This window comes from Acidobacteriota bacterium (assembly GCA_038040445.1).
In the GTDB taxonomy this organism is placed as follows: domain Bacteria; phylum Acidobacteriota; class Blastocatellia; order UBA7656; family UBA7656; genus Onstottus_A; species Onstottus_A frigus.
Map to the genome: position 1 here is coordinate 1 of JBBPIG010000068.1, position 3,558 is coordinate 3,558.

General features: G+C 57.2%; 2 protein-coding genes. Both read left to right on the forward strand.

Annotated features, from left to right (window positions below; genetic code table 11):
* The first annotated feature begins 289 nt into the window (after positions 1-289).
* Positions 290-2,113 (forward strand): heme peroxidase family protein, encoded by a 1,824-nt coding sequence (locus tag AABO57_28950; GenBank protein ID MEK6289761.1) that lies wholly within the window; start codon positions 290-292, stop codon positions 2,111-2,113.
* A 779-nt stretch (positions 2,114-2,892) separates the two neighbouring features.
* A complete protein-coding gene (locus AABO57_28955) occupies positions 2,893-3,327 on the forward strand; it encodes a BrxA/BrxB family bacilliredoxin (GenBank protein MEK6289762.1) in 435 nt (144 codons plus the stop codon).
* The last annotated feature ends 231 nt before the right edge of the window (positions 3,328-3,558 follow it).

The window sequence follows — 3,558 nt, forward strand, 5'->3', positions numbered from 1 at the left end:
TACTGGAAAAAGCTGACGCAGTGATCGGCTTTCGCGCCGACCCTGAACTGCAAGCTAACCAGTTGCGGCGGGATGCATCGAATGCATTCACCCCTGTTCCGAGCAACCCAGATGCTTGATTTGACAGGTATTGGGGCAAGGGCGCGGCTACAAAACCCTAAAGCTGAAATATTCTTGCGCTTAACACCATAAATGAAGTGAGCGGCCGGAATTATATTTTGCATTACTCACTCGTGATTTTGCGTCAGTGTAGTTATGGGTATCTAAATTCAATCGAAGAGGTAAAAACATGGCTACGAAGAAGAAAGTTCCAGCGAAGAGGGCTGTCAAGCGAGCCCTTGCGGCAGTTGCGGACATTCCCGCATCGACTTCCAATATTCCAGCGCAGTTGCAGGAATTTCTCAACCAGACATCGGTCCCCAAGGACTTCGTTAACTCCAAGCAGCTTGTGCTGCTGGATCTGCGAACCCGCGTGAACGCGCTCAATTTGAGGCCCACCGTGGCGCTGGAGCAACTGCTGGCGAGCGTGAACCGCATCAAGCCAGCGCCCGTCCCAGAAGAAAAGTTACCGGAAGACATCAAGGCGTCCGTCCGTGCATTGAAACCCGAAGCGCGACGTTTCCACGGCGTCAAGCTCGAACTATCGTGGTTTCCATTTCCTGCGGTTACTTCTTCCTGCGCAGACAAGTTCGGATACATGTCGTCCGCTGCCACGCGAACAGCGACGAAGTTGCCGTTCAATGTCGCGACGCAGGCGCTCCTCGGCCAGCTCGGCAATCTGATGGGAGACGTCGGCCGCGATCCCAACCTCGGGTCTAACAACCCGGCTGACGCTGGCGTGTCTTCAATACCCGCGGGCTTCACGTACTTCGGTCAGTTCGTGGACCACGACGTCACATTCGATGTCTCGTCGTCTCTGGATGTCGCCACCGACGCGAACACGATTAATAACATGCGAAGCCCGGCCCTGGATCTGGATTCTGTATACGGGAGCGGACCCGGCTTAGACCCGTTCCTCTACGTGTTTCCTTCCGTGGGTCCGTCCACTGCGATAAAGTTCCAGACGGGCACGAACACAAATACCGGCCCGGGTGGACCTAGCAGCACCGGCGCACCCGGTGGCATGGTCGCGCAATCGCGCTGGGATGTCCCGCGCATACTGGGTACGAACACCGCCGTCATCGGCGATCCGCGCAACGACGAGAACCTGATTATTGTGCAATTTCAGCACGCGATGCTGCGCTTTCACAACGCCGTCGTCGACCTGCTGCTGGCGGCTGCGTTTGCGGGGGACATCTTCGCCGAGGCCAAACGGATTGTGACGCACCACTACCAATGGGCGGTGGTGAATGACTTCCTGAAGAGAATCTGCGGCGCCGCCGCTGTGACCAGCGCGATGGCGAGCGTAGTCGCTCCCGTTGGCAGCGCATTCCGCATGCCCGTCGAATTCGCCGTGGCTGCCTACCGGTTCGGCCACAGTATGATCCGCGACAGATACTGGGTGAATTTCAACTTCACGAACGCCACACTGGGACAGGTGTTCGAGTTCAATCGCAATCCGCGGCTGCCGGTGTTTTCCAATTGGGTCGTTGACTTCAACGCGTTCTTCGACACGGGCGTGCCGGTGCCGGTTCACAATAAGGCCAGGAGAATCGACAGCTTCCTGGCGAACGGTCTGGAGACGCTACCCGGGTTCGCAGGACTGATGGCGATTCTGGCAACGCGGAACCTCCGGCGAGCTTTGGCGCTTGGTCTGCCGAGTGGACAGGGCATGGCCAATTCATTCAGCATTGCGCCTATGACTGCGGCGCAGTTGACGTCGGGGTTGCCGGCGGCCGAAGTGACCGTGCTGAACTCCAGCGGGGGTCTGCTGAAGAGCAAGACACCCCTGTGGTACTACGTGCTTCGCGAGGCCGCGGTCCTCGGGGGCGGCAATCAGTTGGGTCCGGTCGGCGGCAGGATCGTAGCGGAGACGTTCGTCCGGATGCTGAAGCGCGACGCGTCCTCTTATCTCAACGTCCCTGGCGGATTCACGCCTATTCTTCCCTCGGTCACGGCTGGAGACTTCACGGTGGCCGATCTGGTGGCCTTCGCCGGTGTGACTCATCCCTAAAGTTCGGGCCGCGAGCGGAGGAAGCAGGGCAAATTGCATGGCCTGGGTTACAAGGCAGCTAAAGCTTTGTTTTCAATAAAGCATTGGCAGATTGCCTAATGGAAGGTGAGTTGACCTCTCCCGGCAGTGAAATCGCATACGGTTAAGGCAAGGAGGCTTTCCCTTAATCCAACGCCATCTAACAACTTAAGAATTCGTGCGGCGCGGCGTCCGAAGCCACTAGCTCCCGCAGCACCAAGCCGCCCGCACGATTCTGGGTTGATTGCGACACGAAGTCGCGTGAGTGGCTGTTGTGACTGATGCTTAGCAGGACTCAACCCGATGTTCTGCCATCGGTACTCTTGTCCCGGTAATCAGCTCCGGGGACAATGGAGCCTCACCCCCCAAGGATGGCAGCTTAATCGTGAGAAGCGGCTGCGACTGCCAGCATCGATGCGGTCGGGACCTAGGATCGAGTGGCAAGGGCAACACCTGTGAATCGCTGATAAATGTCGTAAGAATTGACAAGCCTAAGGTGCTGCCGCCTGTCATCTGACAGACAAAGGTTTGAACCAAAATGGTGTGTGGCCAAGTTCAGGTGCTTCATAGAACATGGCCCTCCTGACGGAGGGAGTCTGATTAGCCTTCGCTCCCAAGACTGATTGTGAGTTTCTGATGACATAGACTCAGCGGCCGGCTTCCCGGCACCAAAGGTTGTTCTTAATATGCGCCCGTGCCTGTATACTAAAGCGCGCACGACAGTAATAGAGAGAAGGAGAAAAGCTTTGCCATACTCAGAAATGCTGATCAAACCGATGAGAGAGGACCTAACAAACCTCGGAATACGAGAAACCAGAACTCCTGAGGCGGTCGACGCCGCGGTGTCCGCCGCGACGGGTACCATCATGGTGGTCGTCAATTCGGTTTGCGGCTGCGCTGCAGGGCGCGCGCGACCCGGCGTGGCGCTTGCCCTTCAGAATGAAGTCCGCCCACAGGATATGATTACCGTTTTTGCAGGTGCGGATATCGAAGCGACCGAAAGGGCGCGAAGCTACTTCAAGGGTTACCGTCCGTCCTCCCCTTCAATCGGTCTGCTTAGGAACGGGGAGCCCCTGTTTTTGCTCGAGCGGCACCAGATCGAAGGAAGAGAAGCTCCTGAGATTGCCGCGTTGCTCCGGCATGCTTTTAATCAGCACTGCATCGCCCAAGCCGGACAATCGGCCGTCGGCGACTAACATCATCGCGGCGCGATTGCCACCCTTCCAACGACCTTGAGCTCACCATCCTGCAGGAGGTCTTCTACGAACTGGCAGAAGCCAATCTCGCAGCATTGCTAAGCGCAGATCAGCGTGGTAAGTTCGGCGCATCGCAACTACCTCAGAAAGTTTGGCATTTGATCGCGGCGTGCGGCCGATGCTGGAAATTGTCTTACTGGAAAAAGCTGACGCAGTGATCGGCTTTCGCGC

Bases quoted from the DNA above. Each gene is read 5' to 3' on its own strand.
- AABO57_28950 (MEK6289761.1), top strand. From the start codon at position 290: ATGGCTACGAAGAAGAAAGTTCCAGCGAAGAGGGCTGTCAAGCGAGCC.
- AABO57_28955 (MEK6289762.1), top strand. From the start codon at position 2,893: ATGCTGATCAAACCGATGAGAGAGGACCTAACAAACCTCGGAATACGA.